General features: G+C 76.2%; 19 protein-coding genes. 7 read left to right on the forward strand and 12 right to left on the reverse strand.

The window, feature by feature from the left end:
- Position 1: 1 nt before the first annotated feature.
- The 4 genes from ACI79F_RS04770 to ACI79F_RS04785 all read right to left on the reverse strand — a co-directional run bounded on the left by ACI79F_RS04770 (position 2) and on the right by ACI79F_RS04785 (position 2,545).
- A complete protein-coding gene (locus ACI79F_RS04770; RefSeq protein ID WP_456544003.1) occupies positions 2–529 on the reverse strand; it encodes an MOSC domain-containing protein in 528 nt (175 codons plus the stop codon).
- The gene (locus tag ACI79F_RS04775) at positions 526–1,170 is read right to left on the reverse strand and encodes a CbiQ family ECF transporter T component (RefSeq protein ID WP_456544002.1); all 645 of its coding nucleotides are present in this window, start codon (positions 1,168–1,170) and stop codon (positions 526–528) included. Before ACI79F_RS04775 ends, ACI79F_RS04770 begins: the two co-directional genes overlap by 4 nt.
- Before the next feature lie 73 nt (positions 1,171–1,243).
- Positions 1,244–1,975, reverse strand: coding sequence for an energy-coupling factor ABC transporter ATP-binding protein (locus ACI79F_RS04780; protein ID WP_456544001.1), 732 nt, complete (start codon positions 1,973–1,975; stop codon positions 1,244–1,246).
- Positions 1,976–1,978: 3 nt separating this feature from the next.
- Entirely contained in the window at positions 1,979–2,545 is a 567-nt protein-coding gene (locus tag ACI79F_RS04785) for a biotin transporter BioY (RefSeq protein ID WP_456544000.1), read from the reverse strand.
- 459 nt (positions 2,546–3,004) lie between these two features.
- Between ACI79F_RS04785 and ACI79F_RS04790 the strand changes: the two genes are divergently transcribed.
- Complete coding sequence (locus tag ACI79F_RS04790) at positions 3,005–3,373, forward strand: hypothetical protein (protein WP_456543999.1); 369 nt, start codon at positions 3,005–3,007, stop codon at positions 3,371–3,373.
- Between the two features lie 87 nt (positions 3,374–3,460).
- On the opposite strand, the gene ACI79F_RS04795 is transcribed toward ACI79F_RS04790, so the two are convergent.
- The 6 genes from ACI79F_RS04795 to ACI79F_RS04820 form a co-directional block, all read right to left on the reverse strand.
- Positions 3,461–4,966 carry an ATP-binding cassette domain-containing protein gene (locus ACI79F_RS04795; RefSeq protein WP_456543998.1) on the reverse strand — a complete coding sequence of 502 codons (1,506 nt, stop codon included), beginning with the start codon at positions 4,964–4,966 and terminating at the stop codon, positions 3,461–3,463.
- A 232-nt stretch (positions 4,967–5,198) separates the two neighbouring features.
- Positions 5,199–6,809: a glycoside hydrolase family 13 protein gene (locus tag ACI79F_RS04800; RefSeq protein ID WP_456543997.1), complete on the reverse strand. Its 1,611-nt coding sequence runs from the start codon at positions 6,807–6,809 to the stop codon at positions 5,199–5,201.
- 46 nt (positions 6,810–6,855) lie between these two features.
- Complete coding sequence (locus tag ACI79F_RS04805) at positions 6,856–7,290, reverse strand: globin (protein WP_456543996.1); 435 nt, start codon at positions 7,288–7,290, stop codon at positions 6,856–6,858.
- 158 nt (positions 7,291–7,448) lie between these two features.
- Positions 7,449–8,774 carry an MFS transporter gene (locus tag ACI79F_RS04810; RefSeq protein WP_456543995.1) on the reverse strand — a complete coding sequence of 442 codons (1,326 nt, stop codon included), beginning with the start codon at positions 8,772–8,774 and terminating at the stop codon, positions 7,449–7,451.
- Positions 8,771–9,793, reverse strand: coding sequence for a mechanosensitive ion channel family protein (locus tag ACI79F_RS04815; protein ID WP_456543994.1), 1,023 nt, complete (start codon positions 9,791–9,793; stop codon positions 8,771–8,773). Before ACI79F_RS04815 ends, ACI79F_RS04810 begins: the two co-directional genes overlap by 4 nt.
- A 32-nt stretch (positions 9,794–9,825) precedes the next feature.
- Entirely contained in the window at positions 9,826–11,925 is a 2,100-nt protein-coding gene (locus ACI79F_RS04820) for a prolyl oligopeptidase family serine peptidase (RefSeq protein WP_456543993.1), read from the reverse strand.
- 194 nt (positions 11,926–12,119) lie between these two features.
- Here ACI79F_RS04820 and ACI79F_RS04825 point away from each other — a divergent pair, with 194 nt between their 5' ends.
- The 3 genes from ACI79F_RS04825 to ACI79F_RS04835 all read left to right on the forward strand — a co-directional run bounded on the left by ACI79F_RS04825 (position 12,120) and on the right by ACI79F_RS04835 (position 14,281).
- Positions 12,120–12,668, forward strand: coding sequence for an HNH endonuclease (locus ACI79F_RS04825; RefSeq protein WP_456543992.1), 549 nt, complete (start codon positions 12,120–12,122; stop codon positions 12,666–12,668).
- Between the two features lie 61 nt (positions 12,669–12,729).
- Entirely contained in the window at positions 12,730–13,593 is an 864-nt protein-coding gene (locus ACI79F_RS04830; RefSeq protein WP_456543991.1) for an SCO6745 family protein, read from the forward strand.
- 55 nt (positions 13,594–13,648) lie between these two features.
- A complete protein-coding gene (locus tag ACI79F_RS04835) occupies positions 13,649–14,281 on the forward strand; it encodes a class F sortase (protein ID WP_456543990.1) in 633 nt (210 codons plus the stop codon).
- A 9-nt stretch (positions 14,282–14,290) separates the two neighbouring features.
- Here ACI79F_RS04835 and kynU read toward each other — a convergent pair whose 3' ends face one another.
- A complete protein-coding gene (gene kynU, locus ACI79F_RS04840; RefSeq protein WP_456543989.1) occupies positions 14,291–15,544 on the reverse strand; it encodes a kynureninase in 1,254 nt (417 codons plus the stop codon).
- 25 nt (positions 15,545–15,569) lie between these two features.
- Between kynU and ACI79F_RS04845 the strand changes: the two genes are divergently transcribed.
- The 3 genes from ACI79F_RS04845 to ACI79F_RS04855 all read left to right on the forward strand — a co-directional run bounded on the left by ACI79F_RS04845 (position 15,570) and on the right by ACI79F_RS04855 (position 17,889).
- Positions 15,570–17,006, forward strand: coding sequence for an amidase (locus ACI79F_RS04845; protein ID WP_456543988.1), 1,437 nt, complete (start codon positions 15,570–15,572; stop codon positions 17,004–17,006).
- 27 nt (positions 17,007–17,033) lie between these two features.
- On the forward strand, positions 17,034–17,363 hold the full coding sequence (gene ctaJ, locus ACI79F_RS04850; RefSeq protein WP_456543987.1) for an aa3-type cytochrome oxidase subunit CtaJ: 330 nt from the start codon (positions 17,034–17,036) through the stop codon (positions 17,361–17,363).
- A gap of 64 nt (positions 17,364–17,427) precedes the next feature.
- Positions 17,428–17,889 carry a DUF5130 family protein gene (locus ACI79F_RS04855; protein WP_456543986.1) on the forward strand — a complete coding sequence of 154 codons (462 nt, stop codon included), beginning with the start codon at positions 17,428–17,430 and terminating at the stop codon, positions 17,887–17,889.
- A gap of 76 nt (positions 17,890–17,965) precedes the next feature.
- On the opposite strand, the gene pepN is transcribed toward ACI79F_RS04855, so the two are convergent.
- On the reverse strand, positions 17,966–20,518 hold the full coding sequence (pepN, locus tag ACI79F_RS04860; RefSeq protein WP_456543985.1) for an aminopeptidase N: 2,553 nt from the start codon (positions 20,516–20,518) through the stop codon (positions 17,966–17,968).
- Between the last annotated feature and the right edge of the window lie 148 nt (positions 20,519–20,666).

A 20,666-nucleotide genomic window follows, 5' to 3' on the forward strand; every position in this document is an offset into this window, starting at 1 on the left:
GTCAGACCTGCCGCGGCACCGGCCGGTCCGCGCCGGTGGGCGCGCCCCGCCGGGCCGCCTCCTCCTCCGACACCGGGCGGACGACGGCGCCCTCGGCGACCACCGCCCCGCCGAACACCGCCGCGTTGATCCCGCCGCGGTACGCCATGGCCTTGACCAGCCTCGTGCCGGTCAACCGCTCCAGGTGGGTGCACGGCGGGCAGCGCTTCATGCCGAACAGCAGCGCGTGCCCGACGGCGAACCAGCCGCCGACCAGCTCGGGCAGCGCGACGCCGCCGGTGACCAGGTTGCGGCGGGTGTCCCCGGGCGCGAGCGGGGCGCCCACCTCGGCGGCGACCGCGGCGACGTCGTCGGCGTCGATCAGCGTCAGCTGCTTCTCCAGGTCCGGGTACTGCGCCCAGGTGCCGCCGCCGAGCGCGTAGCGGTCGCCCTCGAGCCCCTGGCCGGCCACCAGCCGCGCGCCGGCCAGCCGGCGCATCGGCCGCGCCGCGGCCGGGGCGGACCAGATCTGGAGCAGCGTGCCGGTCACGGCGCCGATGCTGCCGCACGGCGGCGCGGCGGGGTGGCGGGGGCGTCGGCGCCGCGGGCGTCCAGCGCCTCGCCGAGCGTCGTGGCCAGCCGCAGCACCTGGATGAGCAGCGGCACCAGCGCCTGGACACGGACGCGCTGCGCGCCGCGGGCGGCCTGCGCCTCGCGGACGCGCTGGGCCCGCTCGGCGACCAGCGGGATGAAGCGCAGCGTCATCGCGATCACCAGCCCGACCCGCGCCGGCCGGACGCCGACCAGCGCCAGCGGCCGCACCAGCCACTCCACGACGGCGACCAGCTCGGTGACCCGCGTCGTGGCGGTCACCACCGCGGCGGCCACCACCAGGGCCAGCAGCCGCAGCACCACCAGCGTGCCGGTGCGCCAGCCGGTGACGAGCAGGTGGAAGGCGAGCAGCGCCACCAGCCACGGCCACACCGGCCCGACCTGGGCCAGCACCGCCCGCCACGGCAGCCGGGCGGCGAACAGCCCGGTCAGCAGCACGACGGCCAGCGCCCCGCCGACCACGGCGATCCGGTCCACCAGGAACAGCGCCACCGCCAGCGCCGCCAGCAGCCCGAGCTTCAGCCCGGCCGGCGCGCGGTGCACCGGGCTGGCGACCGGCACGTACAACGACAGCGTCACGCTGCCTCCTCGCCGGCGCTCGTCGGCGTCACGACGCAGCGTGCTGTGTCCCTGCGTGACCTCGCGAGCTCGGTCACGTCATCCGGTCCACGTACCAGCGGACCGCCTCGGCTGGCGCGCCGTCCGCGGCGACCCGGCCGTCCTCGAACACCAGCACCCGGTCGAAGCCGGCGAGCAGGTCGAGGTGGTGGGTGACGACGACGACGTCCTGCTCCAGCTCCTCGATGACCCGCGCGACCCGGCGGGTGTTGGCCAGGTCCAGCAGGGTGGTCGGCTCGTCGAACACCACCCGCTGTGGCTCCATCACCAGCACCCCGGCGATGGCCAGCAGCTGCTTCTGCCCGCCGCTGAGCAGGTGCGCCGGGTGGTCGCGGTGCCCGGCCAGCCCGTAGCGGTCCAGGACCTCCGCCACCCGCCGCGCCCGCTCGGCCGGCTCGACGCCCAGGTTGGTGAGGCCGAACTCGGCGTCCTCGGCGACGGTGGGGTGCACGATCTGCGCGTCCGGGTCCTGGAACACGAAGCCCACCCGCCGGCGCACCTCCCGCAGCTGCGTGCGGGTGTCCAGGCCGTCGACGAGCACGGTCCCCGAGGTGGGGACGACCAGCCCGTTGAGCAGCCGGGCGAAGGTGCTCTTGCCGGAGCCGTTGGCGCCGACCACGCCGACCCGGGACTCCGCGAGGCTCAGCGTGACGTCGCGCAGGACCGGCCGCTCGCCGTACGCATGGGCGACGTCCCGCAGCTCGATCGCCGTCCGGGGGAGGACCGCGGCCGCGGCGACGTCGGCCGCCCGCCGTCCCCACCGCACGGCTCAGCCCGCCGCCGGCCGCCGGCGGGGCAGCTCGATGACCGGGTACGCCTTGTGCACGGCGACGGCGACGACCGAGGCGATCCCGGCCTTGACCAGGTCGCCAGGGATGAAGGCGACGGCGGAGGACGCGGCCGCGGTCAGCGAGGCGTCGGTGTAGACGCTGACGAACGGGATGCCGATCGCGTAGATCACCGCGACGCCGCCGATCAGGTTGGCCGCCATGGCCCAGGCGAGGTTGAACCGGCGCCAGGTCAGCTGGGTCAGTGCGCCGATGACGAAGGCGGCGATCGGCCAGCTGTACAGGTAGCCGGCCGACGCGCTGGCGAACCACACGAGCCCCCCGCGGCCGCCCGAGAGCACCGGCAGGCCGGCGGCGACGACGGCGAGGAAGACGAGCACCGCCAGGGCGCCCCGGCGGGCACCGAGCACGGAGCCGGCCAGCATGACCCCGAGGGTCTGCGCGGTGATCGGCACGGCCGAGCCCAGCGGGTACACCGCCGGCAGCAGTCCCAGTACCGCGATCACGGCGGCGAAGAGGGCGACGTAGGCCAGGTCCCGGGTCTTCACGAGCGTCTCCTCCGGCGGTTCCGATGCGGGCGGGCGGCAGGCGCCCGGCCCCCGCCGGAAGGTACCCGAGGGCCGGCCGGCGGCCGTCCGCGGTGCGGTCCGGCGGGGCCCCGCGACGGTGGCCGTGGGTGGCCACGCGCTCACCAGCAGATACGTCGTTCGGTTTGCCCGCCCCTCACGACCTCGTGTTCCCTGGGGACGGCGAGCCTCTCGGCGAAGGCGGAACAGGGCATGGCAACCGGGTGGTGGGCGTCGCTGTGGGGGCGAGGACGCCCCGCACCGCAGCACGCGGCACCGGAGCGGCGGGCGCAGCAGCAGGCGCCCGACGTCCCGGCCCCACCACCGGGGGACTCCCGGCCCCTCCGCCCGTCCGGCCCGCCCGCTCGACCCGGGTCGCCCCCCGGCCCGGCGCGCAGCCCCGCGCTGCGTCCCCCACGAGAGACGAACGGAGCACCACCCGTGGCACAGCTCGACAACGTGATCGCCGACCTGCTCGGGATCGAGGGCGCCAGCGGCGCCGCGATCGTCGACATCGACAGCGGCATGGCCCTGGCGGCCGGCGGCACGCCCGGCTTCGACCTCAACGTCGCCGCCGCCGGCAACTCCAACGTGGTCCGCGCGAAGCTGCGGACCATCTCCGACCTCGAGCTGAAGGACGAGGTCGAGGACATCCTGATCACGCTCGCCGGCCAGTACCACCTGATCAACGTGCTCAAGGGGCAGGGCAACGCCGGCCTGTTCATCTACCTCGTGCTCAACCGCGTGACCGCGAACCTCGCCCTGGCCCGGCACAAGCTGCGCGCCATCGCCGGCACCGTCGCCGTCTGACGCAGGGGCGGTGCCGTCCGGCCGGGGGGCGGGCGGCACCGCGCAGGACCGCTGGGGCGGCCGTCCGGACGGGGGACGGGCGGCCGCTCAGGCGGCGGTGGCGGCCTCGATGTGCTCGCGGACGGCGGCGGTCGCCAGCCCGTGGGTGTCGATCCAGCGGGTCACCCGGCCGCCGGCCACGATGCCGACCCGGTCGCAGCACTCGGCCAGCTCGTCCGGGTCGACGGAGACCACGACGACCGAGGTGCCGTGCGCGGTGGCCTCGTCCAGCAGCTGCCGCACCTGGGCGCGGGCCCGCACGTCCAGCCCGCGGGTGGGCTCGTGGACGACGACGACGTCCGGGGCCGTGGCCATCCAACGGGCCAGCGCCAGCTTGTGCTGGTCGCCGCCGGACAGCGCCCCGAACATCGTGCGGATGCTCAGCGTCTTCACGTCCAGGCTGTGCACCGTGCGGATCACCCCGCGCAGCTGGGCGATCTCGGTGCGCAGGTCGGTCAGCGCGCCGTACGGCTCCCGCACCAGCGTCCGCGCGATCGTCTCGCCCGGGTCGACCCCGTAGGCGTCGTCGTCGGGGGTGTAGGCGGGCAGCCGCAGCGCCTCGACGTCGGCCGGCTCGCCGTGCAGCAGGGCCTCGCCGCTGACCGCCGGCAGCTCGCCGCTGAGGGCGCCCGCGATCTCCCGGACGCCGGAGGAGCGGTGGCCGGTCAGCCCGATGACCTCGCCGCGCCGCAGCAGCAGGTCCACGCCTTCCACCCGGTCGGGCACCCGCAGGTTGCGCACCTGCAGGACGACCTCGTCGTCGGCGGGCGCCGGCCGGCGGGGCCGCTCCACCGGGACGGCGTCCTCGGCCTGCGGCTCCTCGACGCGGGGCGGGGGCACCGGCGCCATGCCCTCGATGGTGGCCGCGGCCAGCCGCACCGGGTCCAGCGTCGAGCTGGGCGCGTCGAGCGCGATCCGGCCCTCGCGCAGCACCAGCACGCGGTCGACCACCTCGAGCATCTCGGGCAGCCGGTGGCTGATGTAGAGGACGCCGCGGCCCTGCCGGCGCAGCCGGTCGGCCACCGCGTGCAGGCCGGTGACCTCGGCCGGCAGCAGCGCCGCGGAGACCTCGTCGAGCACCACCAGCCGGGTGTCCTCGGCGAGCATGCGGGCGATCTCGACCAGGCCGTAGACGAAGTGGGGCAGCTCGCCGACGAGGGTGTCGGGGCTGATGTCGAGGGTGACCTCGGACAGCAGCACCTGCGCCTGCCGGCGGAGCTCGGCCTGCGGTCGCCCGGCCTTCGGCGTCCCGCGGAACACCGCCTGGGCGACGGTGAGCTCCGGGTCGATCCGGATCAGCTGCTCGACCACGCCGACGCCGAGGTGGCGGGCGTCCTCGGCCGACAGCGGCGCGTACGCCGCGCCCTGCAGCGTCATCAGGCCGCCGTCGGGGGCGGTGATCCCGGCGACGATGTCGCCGAGCGTCGACTTGCCCGCGCCGTTGGCGCCGACGAGGCCGACGACCTCGCCCTCGTCGATGCTGAAGCTGACGTCCCGCAGGACCCGCCGTCCTCCGAAGGACCTGCGCAGTCCCTCGACCTGCAGCAGCGTCATCTGCGGGCGGCCTCCCCAGGGCAGGGCCCCGGCCAGGGGCCGGTCGACCGTGGTGTTGAGCGTCCCCCGTGACGCGTCGTTACGCCGTCGATTCTATCCGCGTCCGCGATCCGCGCCCCTCGACGCAGGGGGACGGCGGACACCCTCCGGCGCGCCGCGCGGGGACGCGCCGGGGCCTCCCTGCAGGGGCCCACCGCGAGCTCCGAGCGGTGGGGGGCAGGGAGGCCCTCCATCAGGCGGTGAGCCAGACCGCCGTGTCGACGCCGACCGTGCCGCCGGACACGTCGTCGCTGGCCAGCAGCACCTCGCCCTCCGGCAGCGGGACCCCGGCCGGGCCGAGGTTGACCAGGCAGACCAGGCCGCCGGGACGGCGGAACGCCAGGCACCCCGCGGGCGCCGGCAGCCACTCCAGGCCCTCGCCGCGGACCGCCGGCGAGGTCGCCCGCAGCGCGAGCGCACGACGGTACAGCGACAGCATCGAACCGGCGTCGGCCGCCTGCGCCTCGGCGGTGAGCGGGCCCCAGCCGGCGGGCATCGGCAGCCAGGTGTCCGGCCGGGTGGAGAACCCGTAGGAGGGCTCGGTGCCCGACCACGGCACCGGGATGCGGCAGGCGTCGCGGCCGCGCTCGGTGTGGCCCGAGCGCTCCCAGATCGGGTCCTGCAGCGCCTCGTCGGGCAGGTCGACGTCGGGCATGCCCAGCTCGTCGCCGTTGTACAGGTACGCCGCGCCCGGCAGGGCCAGCTGCAGCAGCGCCGCCGCCCGCGCCCGGCGGGTGCCCACGGTGCCGTCGCCGTAGCGGGTGACGTGCCGCGGGCGGTCGTGGTTGGACAGCACCCAGCAGGCCGGCGCCGGCGTCCCCACGACGGTGGCCAGCGAGTGGACCACCGCCGTCCGCAGCGCCTCGGCGTCCCAGTCGGCGGTCAGCAGCTTGAAGTTGAACGCCAGCTGCAGCTCGTCGGGGCGCAGGTACTGCGCCAGCCGGTCGTCGTCGGACACCCACACCTCGCCGACGGCCATCGAGCCGGGGTGGGCGTCGAGCACCCGCCGGATCCGCCGGTGCACCTCGTGGACGCCGTCCTGGTCGAACCGGTGGTCGCCCGGGCCGTGGTCGGCCAGCAGGCCGGTGTCCTCCATCGGCACCATGTCCGGCAGCCCCTCGGGCTTGGCCATGCCGTGGGCGACGTCGATGCGGAACCCGTCGACCCCGCGGGCCAGCCAGAACCGCATGGTCTCCTCGAGGTCGGCCAGCACCTCGGGGTTGGTGAAGTCCAGGTCGGGCTGCTCGGGGGCGAAGATGTGCAGGTACCACTGCCCGTCGGGCACCCGCGACCACGCCGGCCCGCCGAAGACCGACGGCCAGTTGTTGGGCGGCTCGGCGCCGTCCGGGCCGCGGCCGTCGCGGAACAGGTAGCGCGCCCGCTCCGGGGAGCCGGGCCCGGCGGCCAGCGCCGCCTCGAACCACTCGTGGGCGTGCGAGCTGTGGTTGGGCACCAGGTCGACGGTCACCCGGATGCCGGCGGCGTGCGCCTCGGCCAGCAGCGCGTCGAACTCGGCCAGGTCGCCGAAGGCCGGCTCGACGTCGCGCGGGTCGGCGACGTCGTAGCCGTGGTCGGCCATCGGCGAGGGGTAGAAGGGCGTGATCCACAGGGCGTCGACGCCCAGGTCGACCAGGTGCGGCAGGCGCGCCCGGATGCCGGCCAGGTCGCCGACGCCGTCGCCGTTCCCATCGGCGAAGCTGCGGATGTAGACCTGGTAGAAGACGGCGTCGCGCCACCAGTCCGGGCCCTCGGTCCGGAAGGGGCGGATCGGCAGGGCGTGCGGGGACGACGGGCTCGGGGTCACCGGGCTCCTCAGGTGCTCGGGGTGCGGCGCGCGGTCGCGCCGCCGATCAGTGCGGGGAGAGGTCGCCGTGCGCGTCGTCGGGCCAGCGGTTCTGCATGCTGCGGGCGGCCATCTCCAGGTACCCCCACAGCGTGGCGTCCTGCTCGGGGGTCAGGTCGAGGGTGTCGACGGCGTCGCGCATGGTGCGCAGCCACGCGTCGCGCTCGGCCGGGCCGATGGCGAACGGGGCGTGCCGCATCCGCAGCCGCGGGTGGCCCCGCTGCTGCGAGTAGGTGGTGGGGCCGCCCCAGTACTGCTCCAGGAACATCCGCAGCCGGGTCTCGGCGCCCTCCCAGTCGTCCTGGGGGTACAGCGGCGCGAGGACCGGGTCGGCGCGGACGCCGGCGTAGAAGCGGGACACCAGGCGCTCGAACGTCGGCGCCCCGCCCACCTCGTCGTAGAAGGTCCGCGCCGAGGGCAGCGTGCGGCTCGGCTCGGTCACGACGTCTCCTCGCTGGCGCTCGTCGGCATCGTGACCGACGGTGCTGTGCTGATGCGTGACCTCGCAAGCTCGGTCACGACGTCTCCTCGCTGGCGCTCGTCGGCATCGTGACCGACGGTGCTGTGCTGATGCGTGACCTCGCAAGCTCGGTCACGGACCTATCGTCCCGCAGCCACGGCGGTGCTCGCCACGTCGCCCGCCCGGCCGGCGGCCTGCAGCCGGGTCCAGGCCAGCAGCGGCGGGAGGACGGCGAGCACGCCCAGACCGCCGATCAGGGCCACGACCGCGCTGGGCGCCAGCCCCTCGGCGGCCAGGCCGGCGCCCAGCGCGCCCAGGCCCTGCACGCCGTAGAGGCCGCTGACCGCGACCCCGATGGCGCGGCCGCGGTAGGCCGGCGGCACCTCCTGCACGAAGGTCACGTTCAGCGGGATGGTCCAGCAGGCGCCGAGGCCGGCCACGAACATGCAGGCCAGGACGACGGCGAAGGTCCCCCTCCCGGCCGGGGCCCACGCCGCGACCAGCCCGGCCAGCAGCACCGGCACCAGCGACAGCAGCACGAGCGGCCCGACCAGCCGGTCCCGCCGGGCCGGGGCGACGAGCCGGGCGAGCAGCAGCCCGCCGATGGTCACGCCCAGCGGGTTGGCCGTCAGCAGCAGGCCGACCGCGGTGGCGCCGCCGCCGATCTCGTCGACCAGCGGGGCGGCGATGCCCTCCGCCGCGTTGGCGAACATCACACCCACCCACACCAGGACGACGAGGGTGAGCAGCCGCGGCGTCCGGGTGATCAGCCGCAGCCCGTCGCCGGCGTCGCGCCAGACCGAGGCGTGCGCGCCGTCGGGGGCGGCGGTGGCCGGCCGGGGCCGCAGCCCGAGGCGCAGCCAGACGGCGGAGACGGCGAAGGTGGCGGCGTCCAGCAGCAGCACCCACGACGGGCTGAGCGCCGCGAGCAGCGAGCCGCCCAGGGCGAAGCCGACGACCTGCGAGACCTGGGAGCTGACGTTGGTCAGCGAGGTGGCGACGGCGTACCGGTCGCCGGTCAGCACATCGGCCATCAGCGCCGAGCGGGCCGACTCGAACGGCGGCGCGAACAGCGACACGAGCAGCAGCAGCACCAGCAGGACCGGCAGCGGCACGCCGGGCACCGCCATGCCGGCCACGAGCACGCACCGCGCCACGTCGCTGGCGATGAGCACCCGGTGCCGGGGCAGCCGGTCGGCCAGCGTCGACAGCACCGGCCCGCCGACCAGCCACGGCAGGTAGCTGATCGCGAAGGTGATCGCCGACAGCAGCGGCGAGTCGGTGCGCTGGTAGACCAGCACCGTCAGGGCGACGCGGGCCAGCTGGTCGCCGATCGTGGAGAGCAGGAAGCTGCCGAACAGCGGCCGGAACTCGGCGACGGCGAGCACCTCGGTGAAGGTGGCCTGCTCGGGGACCTCGCGGGCGGAGGGGTCCGGGCGGCCGTCGGCGGCCGGCCGCCCGCTCACCGGGTGGCCCCCTGCGCGGCCGGCGCCGCCCCCAGCACGGGGTTCGGTGTCCGGATGCCCTCGGCGGCGAACCGCTCGGACAGCCGCAGCCGCAGCTCGCGGCCCACCCGCCACTGGTCGGTGTTCGTGCTGCGCACCTGCACCCGCATGACCACCCCCTGGGCGGTGATCTGCTCGACGCCGAGCGACTCCGGCTCGGCCAGCAGGACCGCCGCCCACTCCGGCTCGGCGTACATCTCGTCGGCGACCTCCTGCATGACCAGCCGGCAGGCGTCGAGGTCGGTGTCGTGGGCGACCGGCATGTCGATGACGACCTGGGCGAAGCCCTGGCTCTTGTTGCCCACGCGCAGCACCTCGCCGTTGCGGACGTACCAGACCACCCCGTGGGCGTCCCGTACCCGGGTGATCCGCAGTCCCACCGCCTCGACGGTGCCGGTGGCCTCGCCGAGGTCGACGACGTCGCCGACGCCGTACTGGTCCTCGAGGATGATCCCGATCCCGGAGATGAAGTCCTTGACCAGGTTCTGCGCGCCGAAGCCCAGGGCCACGCCGAGGACGCCGGCGCTGGCGATGATCGGCGCGAGGTTGACGCCGAGTTCGCCGAGCACCAGGACGACGGCGATGCCCAGCACCACGAACGAGGCGATGCTGCGCAGCACCGACCCGATCGCCTCGGCCCGCTGGGTGCGGCGGGCGGCGATGCTCTCCACGCCGTCGGGGTCGGCGGCGCGGGCCCGGTTGCGCCACGGCCGCAGGATCGTCGGCACGGCGCCCGTCGCGGTGCGGGTGACCAGCCGCCGGATGCCCCGGTGCAGCAGCGCGCGCACGACGACCGCGAGGACGACGACGAGCAGGATCCGCGCCGGCCGGGCGATCAGCGCGTCGGCGTTGGCCGCCAGCCAGTCGATGCCGAAGAGGTCGTAGACGCGGGCGCACAGGGAGCCCACCTCGGTGACGCAGTCGGGGATCTCCGCGGTGCCGCCGTCGGCCGCTGCGACCACGGACAGTGAAGCGCTCATCACGGAAATTCTCGCAGGCGTCGGCGCCCGCGTCAGCCAGGTGTGCGCGATTCCTCGCCGGGGCCGGGGCGCAGTCCGGTGTGCGCGGCGAGGAACGCCAGCTGGTCGGCCGCGAGCCCCACGGTCCGGCTCACGGCGCGCGCGCCGTGGCCCACGGAGGTCTCCCGGCGCAGCAGCACCGGCGCCTCCGCCGTCGTGGCGTGCTGCAGCGCGGCGGCCAGCTTGCGGGCGTGCAGCGGGTCGACCCGGGTGTCGCTCTCGAAGGTCGTGAACAGCACCGCCGGGTAGGCCGTCCCCTCGCGCACGTTGTGGTACGGCGAGTAGCCCAGCAGCCAGCCGAGCTCCACCGGGTCCTCGGCGGTGCCGTACTCGTCGTTCCACGTCCGGCCCAGGCCGAAGCGCTCGTAGCGGACCATGTCGAGCAGCGGGGCGCTGCAGACGACCGCGGCGGCGAGGTCGGGGCGCTGGGTGAGCGTCGCGCCGACCAGCAGCCCGCCGTTCGAGCCGCCCATCACGGCCAGCCGGTCGTGCGTCGTCCACCCCTGCGCGACCAGGTGCTCCCCGGCGGCGGCGAAGTCGTCGAACACGTTCTGCTTGCGCTCGCGCATGCCGGCGCGGTGCCACTCCTCGCCGTGCTCGGAGCCGCCGCGCAGGTTGGCCACGACCCACACGCCGCCGGCCGCGACCCAGGACAGGGCCTGCGCCGAGTAGGCGGGGGTGAGCGCGACGTTGAAGCCGCCGTAGCCGTAGAGGACGGTCGGCCGCGGGGTGTCCGGCCGGCCGGTGCCGCTGAGCACGAACAAGTGCACCGGGGTGCCGTCGCGGCTGGTCGCGTGCGTCTCCACGACGGTCATCGCGGGGACGTCGCCGGCGACCGGGGCCCGCTCGTCCTCGGCGAGCGCGGTCGGGTCGGCGGCGTCCCAGCGCAGCACTGACGGCGGGGTGGCGTGGTCGGTGTAGCCGACCCAGGCGGTGCTGCCGCCCTCGGGCGGGGAGCTGACGCCGGAGACGCTGCCCGGGGGCAGCGCGGTCACCTCGGCGAGCCTGCCGGAGCCGTCGGCCGCCCAGACGCTGAGCCGGTCGGTGGCGTCGACCGAGTGGACGGCGAGCACCTGCAGCCCGCCGTCCGGCCCGTCGACCAGCGCGACGTCGGACAGGACGCCGTCGTCGGACTGGCCGATCACCTCCCGCCAGGCGCCGACCGCCCAGGTGGCCGGGTCCTCGGGGTCGGCGACGGCCAGCCGCCAGCGCGGGGCGTCGCGGTCGCTGAGCAGCCACAGCCGGCCGTCGCGGGCGACCCACGCGGCGGTCTGCGCGTCGACGCCGACCTGCAGCTCGCGCAGCCCGCCGCCGGAGGCGAGGTCGGCCAGCCAGACGTCGTCGCGCGGGGCGGTGCCGGCCGAGGCGGAGACGGTCAGCCAGCGCCCGTCGCGGCTGGTGCGCACCCCGTAGTAGTTCGTGGGGTCGAGGCCCTCGCCGTGCACGAGCACGTCGGTGCCGGGGTCGGCGCCCACCCGGTGGCGCCACACGCGGCGGTGGAACTGCTCCTCGCCGGCCGGGACCTGCTCCGGCGCGAGCCGGCGGACGTAGAACAGCTCCTCGCCGCCGGGCAGCCAGGCGACGGGGGAGTAGCGGCAGCGGTCGACCGGCCCGTCGAGCTGCTCGCCGGTGGCGACGTCGAGCACGTACAGCCGCGACTCCTCGTCGCCGCCGGTGGAGAGCTGGTAGGCCAGCCGGTCGCCCTCCCAGGACGGCGACCAGGCGTCGAGGGTGGTGGTGCCGTCCGGGTCGATCGCCATGGGGTCGACGAGCACCCGGACGGTGCCGTCGGGCTCGCGGACCCGGAGGACGGCGTGCTCCTGGCCGGGGTCGCGGCGGGTGGAGAAGGCCCGGCCGGCCCGGTGCACCGGCACGCCGACGGCGCCGGCGTGCACGAGCTGCTCGAGCCGGGCGGCGAAGGCGGCGCGCATCGGCAGCGCGGCCAGCGCCTCGGCGGTCAGGGCGTCCTGGGCGTCGGTCCACGCGCGGGTGCGCGGGTCCGCGACGTCCTCGAGCCAGCGGTAGGGGTCGGCGACGGGGGTGCCGTGCAGGTCCTCGACGAGGTCGAGCCGCGGGGCCTCGGGATAGCGCACGACCTCAACGTAGGTGACCGGGACGACACCCGGCCGCGCATCCCGCGAGCGCAGAACCGCCGTTCGGGGCCATGATGGGATCGCCCGTGGGTCGCGCAGCACCCAGCGGCACGTCCCGCGGCGCTCGGAGGTGCCCCGTGCCGCGTGTCGTCAACGGGTCGCCCGCAGGCCAGCCGGGCCCGCGCCGCGACCCCGTGCCCTTACCGCTCCCCCCTGCACCGGGCCGCGGCACCACCGCGGCCACCCTCTTGCTCAACGCCACCTACGAGCCGCTGTGCGTGGTCTCCAGCCGCCGGGCGATCGTGCTCGTCCTGGCGGAGAAGGCCGTGTCGGTGGACTCCGCGGCCGACGTCGTCCACGCCGAGTCGGTGTCGCTGCCCGTGCCGGTCGTCGTCCGGCTCACCCGCTACGTCCGGGTGCCCTACCCGGCGCAGGTGCCGCTGTCGCGGCGGGCGGTGTTCACCCGCGACGGGCAGACCTGCGTGTACTGCGGCGGCTCGGCGACCAGCATCGACCACGTCGTGCCGCGCAGCCGCGGCGGCACCCACACCTGGGACAACGTCGTGGCCGCCTGCCGGCGCTGCAACCACACCAAGGCCGACCGGTCGCTGGCCGAGCTGGGCTGGAAGCTGCCGCACCCGCCGCGAACGCCCAGCGGCGCGGCCTGGCGGCTGCTCGGTCACCGCACCGTGGACCCGCGCTGGCGCGAGTGGCTGGGCGTGCCCGAGACCGTCAGCGCATGAAGGACCCCCTCGCCCCCCACCGCTCACAGGCTCGCGGCGGGCCCCTGCGAGCGGGCCGGGGATGACGTCACCGGGGACCGCGCGGCGGCTCTGGGCGCTCGGCGAGCCGTTCCACGCGCTGACCTACTTCGCGCCGGAGTGCCGCGCCGCCACCGAGGACGGAGGGCTGCGCGGTTTCTGGGCCGGCTACTTCGCGATGCGCGCCGCGCCGCTGGGCCCGGTCGGGCCCGAGGTGGTGACGGCGACGTTCGCCGGGTTCGCCCCCGGGTTCGTCCGCCGCTGGGTGCCCGACGTGTGGTCGGCGCTTCCGCCGGCCGACGCGCTCGCCGCCCGCCTGGCCGGCGTGGACGCCGCGGCCCGGCGGGTGCTGGGGGAGTCGTGGCCGGACTCGGCCGAGGCCGCGGAGGCCGCGGCGCTCGCGGGCGCCGCCGCCGCGGCGGTGGACGTCCCCGGCCGGCCGCTGGCGGCGGCCAACGCGGGCCTGCCGGAGCCCGACCGCCCGCACCTGGCGCTGTGGCAGGCGCTCACCACGCTGCGCGAGCACCGCGGGGACGGGCACGTCGTGGCGCTGGTGCAGCGCGGGATCTCCGGGCTGGGCGGGCACGTGCTGGCCGTCGCGGCCGGCCGCACCGAGCGGGACTGGCTGCTGCGCGCCCGCGGCTGGACGGCGGAGGAGTGGGACGCCGCCGCCGCCGACCTGGCCGGCCGCGGCTGGCTGGACGGCGACGCGCTCACCGCCGAGGGCCTGGCGACGGTCACCGCGATCGAGGCCGACACCGACCGGCTGGCGCTGCGGCCGTGGCAGGCGCTGGGCGACCCCGGCTGCGACCGGCTGGCCGCGCTGCTCGCGCCGGTGCGCCGCGCCGTCGTCGCCGCGGGGCACTGGCCGGCCGGCAACCCGATCGGGGCGCCCGAGCCCGACTGAACCCGGGCCGCGCGTCGTCCCGGGGAGACCGCGCCGTCTCGTTACGGTCCCGGACGTGTCCCCGCTCCGTCACCGAGCCGCCGTCGCGGCGGTCGGCGGGCTGGGCGTCGCGGGCGCCGCGCTGCTCGCCGTCGGGCTGACGGCCGGGCCCGGGACCCCGACCGGGACCGCACCGCCGATGCCGGTCGCCGACGAGCCGGTCCGGCCGCGGCCGCCGGCCGACGGGGAGCCGCCGCCGTCGTCCGCGGTGCACCTGACCGTCCCGGCGGTGGGGCTGGACCTGCCGGTGCTGCCGCTGACCCCGCACGGCGGGGTGATCGACCCGCCGACGCTGACCGCCGCCTACTGGATCGAGCCCTACGGCCGGCCGGGCGGCGACGCGGCCGACACCGTCTACCTCGCCGCGCACTCGACCGACGCCGGCAGGTACGGGTTCGACCCGCTCCTGGCCGGCGACGCCGACGGCAGCGCGCTGGACCCGGGCGACGTCGTCCGGGTGGACGGCCCCGCGGGGACGGTCGAGTACACCGTCGAGCGCAGCGCCCGCTACGACCGCGACGAGCTGCCCGGCGCCGCCGACGTGTGGGCCGCCGTGCCGGGCCGGCTGGTGCTGATCACCTGCGTCGAGCCGGGCGACGGCCGCGCTGCGACGGAGAACCTGGTCGTCTTCGCCGCCGCGTCCCGCTGACTCCTGAGGTCAGGTGACCCGGGAGCGCTCGGTCGGGTACGCCTCGTGCGCGCCCTCGGCGAGGACGGCGCGGAAGCGGTCCATCGCGTCCCACACGTCGACGAAGCGGGTGTACAGCGGCGCGGGGCCGAGCCGCACGCGGTCCGGCGTCCGGAAGTCCGGGGTGACGCCGCGGTCGACCAGCGCCTGGGTCAGCTGCCACGCCTGCGGGTGCGCCAGGCTGACGTGCGACCCGCGGCGGGCGGCGTCCCGCGGCGAGGCGAGGACGACGCCGTGCGGCGCCAGCCACGCGTCGGCCAGCGCCACCACCAGGTCGGTCAGCGCCCGGCCCTTGGCCGCGAGCCGGTCGACGCCGGCCTCGGCCACCAGCCGCGCGCCGACCTCGACCGCGGCCATCGCCAGCACCGGCGGCGTCCCCACGCCGAAGCGCTCGATGCCCGGCGCCGGGTCGTAGACCGGGCCCATCGCGAACTGGTCCCGCTGGCCGAACCAGCCCCAGATCGGCTGGCGCAGCCGGTCCTGCAGGTCGCGCCGGACGTAGAGGAAGGCCGGCGCGCCCGGGCCGCCGTTGAGGTACTTGTAGGTGCAGCCGACCGCCAGGTCCGCGCCGATCGCGTCGAGCTCCACCGGCACCGCTCCGGCGGCGTGCGAGAGGTCCCACAGCACCAGCGCGCCCGCGTCGTGCACCAGCCGCGTCACGGCGGCCAGGTCGGGCAGCGCGCCCGAGCGGTAGGCCACCGCGGACAGGACGACGACGGCCACCCGCTCGTCCAGTGCCGCGGCGAGCACGGCGAGGTCGAGCCCCTCGTCGATGTGCGCGGGCACCTCGCGCACCGCCATCCCGCGGGCGGCCGCCACCCCCGCGACCAGGTACCGGTCGGTGGGGAAGTCGTCGGCGCAGCACACCAGGACGTCGCGGCCCGGCCGGGCGTCGGCGGCGGCGACGACCAGCTTGTAGAGGTCGACCGACGTCGAGTCGCTGACCAGCACCTCGCCCGGCCGGGCGCCGAGAACCCCGGTGGCCAGCAGGTCCCCGACCTCGGTGGCGCGGCCGATCCACGACGACCACGACCCGACCAGCCCGCGGCCCCACTGCTCCTCGGCGACGCGGGCCAGCGCCGCCGGCGTCTCCCGCGGCAGCCGGCCGAGCGAGTTCCCGTCCAGGTACAGCCGGTCGGTGTCGGCGACGACGAAGCGGTCGCGGAACGGGGCGAGCGGGTCGGCGGCGTCCTGCGCCTCGGCGGCCGCGCGGGTCAGGTCCACGCCGCACTGTCTACCGTTCGGCGGCGTGACCCAGCTGCACGACCTCACCGCGCTCGAGCAGGCCGCCGCCGTCCGCGCGGGGGAGGTCAGCCCCACCGAGCTGGTGGAGCACTGCCTGGCCCGCGTCGACGCCCTCGACGCCGGGCTCGGCGCGTTCGTCACCGTCACCCCGGTCGCGGCGCTCGACGCGGCCACCGCCGCCGAGGACCGGCTGCGCCGCGGCGGCGACCTGCCGCCGCTGCTCGGCGTCCCGACCGCGATCAAGGACCTGAACAACACCGCCGGCGTCCGGACGACGTTCGGCTCCGCGCTGCACGCCGACTTCGTGCCCGGGGTGGACGACGCCGTCGTCACCCGGCTGGCCGCCGCCGGCACGATCAGCCTGGGCAAGACCAACACCCCCGAGTTCGGCTTCCCCTGCTACACCGACAACGCGGTGGCCGGGCCCGCGCGCTGCCCCTGGGACCCGGCGCGGTCGGCCGGCGGCTCCAGCGGCGGGGCCGCGGTCGCGGTGGCCGCCGGGCTCGTGCCGTTCGCGCAGGGCAGCGACGGCGGCGGCTCGATCCGCATCCCGGCCGGCGTCAACGGGCTCTTCGGGCTCAAGCCCACCCGCGGCCGGGTCAGCAACGCCCCGCTCGGCGCCGACATCACCGGGTTCGGCACCAACGGCCCGATCGCCCGCAGCGTCCGCGACGCCGCGGCGATGCTCGACGCGATGGCCGGGCCGGTCCCCGGCGACCCGTCCTGGGCGCCGCCCCTGCCGCCGGGGGAGACCTTCCTGGGCGCCGCCGACCGGCCGGTGGGCCGGCTGCGGGTGGGCCGCTACCTGGACCCGGGCATGCCCGGTGCGGAGCCGGACGCCGACGTCGTCGCCGCCTTCGAGGACGCCTCGAGCCTGCTGGCCGACCTCGGGCACCAGGTCGAGGACCTGCCCGGCCCGCCGCTCACCCCGGCCGTCGTCGCCGCGTTCGAGCGGGCCTGGGTGCTGTCGGCCACCACGCTCGTGGTGCCGCCCCGGCGGGTGGGGGAGCTGCGGCCGCTCACCCGCGAGCTGCGCGAGCGGGGCCTGGCGCTGTCCGCGCAGCAGGCGATGGAGGCGCTCACCGTGCTGCGGCTGTTCGCCCGCCGCTGGGTGCAGGCGACGGCCGGCTACGACGTGCTGCTCGCGCCGGTCTGCTCGGCGACGCCGCGGCCGCTGGGCTGGTTCACCGAGGACGGCGAGGGCGGGCCGGACTTCGAGCGGCAGAAGCGCTACGCCGCCTACGCCGCCGTCTACAACGTCACCGGGCAGCCGGCGGTCAGCGTCCCGCTGTACTGGACCGGGGGCGGGCTGCCCGTCGGGACGATGCTGGTCGGGCGCCCGGCCGACGAGGCCACGCTCCTCGCGCTCTCCGCGCAGCTGGAGCAGGCCCGCCCGTGGGCGCGGCGACACCCGCCCGGATGGGACACGACCGCGGGTTGACGGGCGCCTGCCGGTAGGTTGTCGGGCGTGAGCGTCGTCGAGACCATCCTCATCTTCGCGGTGATCCCGCTGGCGGTCGTCGCCCTCTTCGCCCTCCTGACGCTCGTCCCGGGACGGACGAAGAAGGCCCGCTACAAGCCGGGCCAGGCGTGGGAGTACCCGCCGGTCTGGTGGGAGCCGCACCCGCTGCACGGCCCGGCGGCGGGCTCGCACGACAGCGGCCCGAAGGCGATCGGGTCCTCGGTCTACCAGGAGCCGCACGGCATCGAGTCCGGCGCCGGCTCCTCGGCGGCCGCCGCGGCCCGCCCCGTCCCGGTCCGCAGCGGCCCGCTCGGCGGCGCCCGCGGCACCTGGTGACCGCAGCACCGCCGGACCGCGCTCCCATGACCCACCCGACCCAGACCGTCCCCGGAGGCCGGCGATGACCCGCACGATCGAGGCCACGTCGCACGACACGGCCACCCACGCGACCGACCCCGCGCGCACCGACGAGGCCGAGGGCGTCGCGACGCCGTTCTCGCTGCCGGAGCTCTCCCGGCTGGACGAGGCGCTCACCATGTCCTCCCGCGAGACCGGCCTGCGCTTCACGCTGTACGTCGGCGACCTCGGTCAGCGCACCCGCTCCCGCGCCGAGGAGCTGCACGCCACCTCCGGCGGCGACCCGGCCGACTCGGTGCTCGTCGCCGTCTCCCCGGGGCAGCGGGTCGTCGAGGTCGTCACCGGGCACGCGGCCGCGCGCCGGCTGCCCGACCGCGCCTGCGCCCTCGCCGTCCTGTCCATGACGAACTCCTTCGCCGGCGGCGACCTGGTCGGCGGCATCGTCAACGGACTGCGCCAGATGTCGGACCAGGCCGGGCACCCGCGGGGTCTGCAGACGCACTGAGGCGCTCACCCGCCGCACCGCGCGCACGCGAGAGGCCCAGGACCCGGCGGGTCCTGGGCCTCTCGTCGTCCGGCGGTCAGGCGCTCTCGGCGGCGTCCCGCTCCCGGGCCCGCAGCGCCCGGGCGATGCCGTCGCGGCCCTCGGCCACCAGCCGGCGCAGCGACGCGGGGTGCTCGTCCCCGGCCAGCCACGCGTCGGCGGCCTGCACCGTGCGCAGCTCCACCACCGGCGGGAACAGGTACTGCACCGCGTTCTTGGCGATCTCGCCGGGGCGGTTCTCCCACAGCGGGCGGATGTCGGCGAAGTAGCGCTCGACGTACCCGGCGGTCAGCTCCCGCTGCGCCGGGTGCCAGAAGCCGGCCAGCATCGCCTCGTGCACGGCGTTGGGCACGCTGGCGTCGGTGAACGCCCGCCGCCAGGTCTCCTCCTTGGACTCCGCGGTGGGCCGCAGCGCCCGGGCGGTGGCCGCGCGGCGCACCCCGGTCGCGGTGGCGTCCCGCTCGGCCTCGGCGTCGATCTCGGCGTCCCCGGCCGCGCCGATGGCGACCAGCCCGTTGAGGAAGGCCCACCGCGCGTCGGCGTCCACCGCCAGCCCCTCGACCACCCGGCTGCCGTCGAGCAGGCCGCGCAGCACGGCGGCGTGCTCCTCGGTGCGGGCGGCCGCGGCCAGCGTGCGCGACCACTGCAGCTGCTCGTCGCTGCCCGGCGCGGCGGCCCCGAGCGCCGACAGCGCCTTGTCGGCCAACGCCCGCCAGCCCACCTCGGCCCAGCGCGGGTCGGCGTAGGAGGTCAGCGCCGTCTGCACCCGGGCCAGCAGCGACTGGACGACGCTGATCTCGGTCTCGGCGTCGATGCCGGCCAGCACCAGCTGCACCCACTCGCGCGCGGGCAGTTCGGCGTCGCGGGTCATGTCCCACGCCGCCGACCAGCACAGCGCCCGGGCCAGCGGGTCGGCCAGCGTGCCGATCGCGGTGCGCAGCGTCGCCAGCGAGCCCTCGTCCAACCGCAGCTTGGCGTAGGTCAGGTCGTCGTCGTTGACCAGCACGAGCGCGGCCGCCGGGTGGCCGACCAGCTCGGGGACGTCGGTGCGCTCGCCCTCGATGTCCAGCTCGACGCGGGTGGTGCGGGTCAGCCCGTCCGGCCCGGTGTCGTAGAGCCCGACGGCCAGCCGGTGCCGGCGCAGGTGCGGGTGCTCGGGGACGGCGGTCTGCTCGATCGCGAACGAGGCGTAGCGGCCGTCGTCGGTCAGCTCGAAGACCGGCCGCAGCGTGTTCACCTGGCTGGTCTGCAGCCACTGCTCCACCCACGCGGACAGGTCGCGGCCGGTGGCCTCCGACAGCGGGTCGAGCAGGTCGGCCAGCGTGGTGTTGCCGTACTCGTGGGCGCGGAAGTAGCGGCGAATGCCGGCGAGGAACTCGTCCCGGCCGACGTAGGCCACCAGCTGCTTGAGCACCGAGGCGCCCTTGGCGTAGGTGATGCCGTCGAAGTTCACCTCGACCGCGGCGACGTCGACCATGTCGGCCGCGATCGGGTGGGTGGAGGGCAGCTGGTCCTGCGCGTAGGCCCAGGCCTTCTCGGTGTTGGCGAACGTCGTCCACGCGGTCGTGTACTCGGTCGCCTCGGCCTGGCACAGGGTGCTGATGTAGGTGGCGAACGACTCGTTCAGCCACAGGTCGTCCCACCAGCGCATGGTCACCAGGTCGCCGAACCACATGTGCGCCAGCTCGTGCAGGATCGTCTCGGCCCGGCGCTCGTAGCGGGCGCGGCTGGTCTTGGACCGGAAGACGTAGTCCTCCAGGAAGGTGACCGCGCCGGCGTTCTCCATCGCCCCGGCGTTGAACTCCGGCACGAACAGCTGGTCGTACTTGTCGAACGGGTACGGGTAGTCGAACACCCGGTGGTAGAAGTCGAAGCCCTGCTTGGTGACGGCGAACAGCTCGTCCGGGTCCAGGTACTTGGCCAGCGAGGCGCGGCAGTACAGGCCCAGCGGGATGCCGTCGTGCTCGTCGGTCACCCGGGCGTACGGGCCGGCGACGAGCGCGACCAGGTAGGTCGACAGCCGCTTGGTCGGCTCGAAGTGCACGAGCTGCGACCCGCCGGGGCCGGCCTCGATGGTGCGCCCCCCGGTGTTGGAGACGACCTGCCAGTCGAACGGCGCCACCACGTGCAGCGCGTAGGTGCCCTTGAGGTCGGGCTGGTCGAAGCAGGCGAACATCCGCTTGGCGTCGGCCGGCTCGAACTGCGTGTAGAGGTAGACCTGCCCGTCCTCCGGGTCCTCGAAGCGGTGCAGGCCCTCGCCGGAGTTGGAGTACCGGCAGTCGGCGACGACCTCGAGGGTGTTCTCCGCGGCCAGGCCGGGCAGCGGCAGGCCGCCGTCCTCGGTGTAGGTGCCGACGTCGAGCGCCGTCCCGTTCAGGGTGGCCGAGTGCACCGTCTCGGCGACGAGGTCGATGAACGTGCTCGCGCCGGGCTCGCGGCAGGTGAACCGCACCGTCGTCGTCGACCGGAACGTCGAGGTGCCGGGGTGCCCGGCGCCGTCGGTCACGTCGAGGTGCAGGTCGTAGTCCTGCACGGCCAGCAGCCGGGCGCGGACGGCCGCGTCGTCGCGGGTCAGGTTGGGTACAGCCACGCCCGGCAGCTTCCCACGCGGGCCGGATCCGCCGCCGGGTCGGATCCCGGCGCACCGCGGGAACAACCCGCCCGGCGCCGGACTTGGCAGCCCCCAGAGGGCCGGTGCGCTCCGCGCCGGCCGCGAGTCACCCCGAGGAGCACCACGC

It is taken from the genome of Blastococcus sp. SYSU D00868 (assembly GCF_054050575.1).

Bases quoted from the DNA above. Each gene is read 5' to 3' on its own strand.
- ACI79F_RS04795 (WP_456543998.1), bottom strand. From the start codon at position 4,966: ATGACGCTGCTGCAGGTCGAGGGACTGCGCAGGTCCTTCGGAGGACGG.
- ACI79F_RS04815 (WP_456543994.1), bottom strand. From the start codon at position 9,793: ATGAGCGCTTCACTGTCCGTGGTCGCAGCGGCCGACGGCGGCACCGCG.
- ACI79F_RS04830 (WP_456543991.1), top strand. From the start codon at position 12,730: ATGACGTCACCGGGGACCGCGCGGCGGCTCTGGGCGCTCGGCGAGCCG.
- ACI79F_RS04855 (WP_456543986.1), top strand. From the start codon at position 17,428: ATGACCCGCACGATCGAGGCCACGTCGCACGACACGGCCACCCACGCG.